The organism is Pseudomonas urethralis (assembly GCF_021602465.1).
Lineage (GTDB): Bacteria > Pseudomonadota > Gammaproteobacteria > Pseudomonadales > Pseudomonadaceae > Aquipseudomonas > Aquipseudomonas vlassakiae.
Map to the genome: position 1 here is coordinate 1 of NZ_BQIJ01000073.1, position 255 is coordinate 255.

At 51.0% G+C, this 255-nt stretch carries 1 tRNA gene and 1 rRNA gene; both read left to right on the plus strand.

Annotation, left to right across the window (positions count from 1 at the left end):
- Positions 1-72: ribosomal RNA gene (locus L6D64_RS28260) — 16S ribosomal RNA — on the plus strand; the annotation flags it as partial.
- Positions 73-157: 85 nt separating this feature from the next.
- Positions 158-234, plus strand: a tRNA-Ile gene (locus L6D64_RS28265).
- Positions 235-255 lie beyond the last annotated feature (21 nt).

The following is a 255-nucleotide window of genomic DNA, read 5'->3' on the forward strand; positions in this document are numbered from 1 at the left end:
GTGTGATTCATGACTGGGGTGAAGTCGTAACAAGGTAGCCGTAGGGGAACCTGCGGCTGGATCACCTCCTTAATCGACGACATCAGCCTGCTGATGAGCTCCCACACGAATTGCTTGATTCATTGTAGAAGACGATGTTGCAAAGTGACCCTGTTATAGGTCTGTAGCTCAGTTGGTTAGAGCGCACCCCTGATAAGGGTGAGGTCGGCAGTTCAAATCTGCCCAGACCTACCATTACAGAGTTCAGCCGTACAC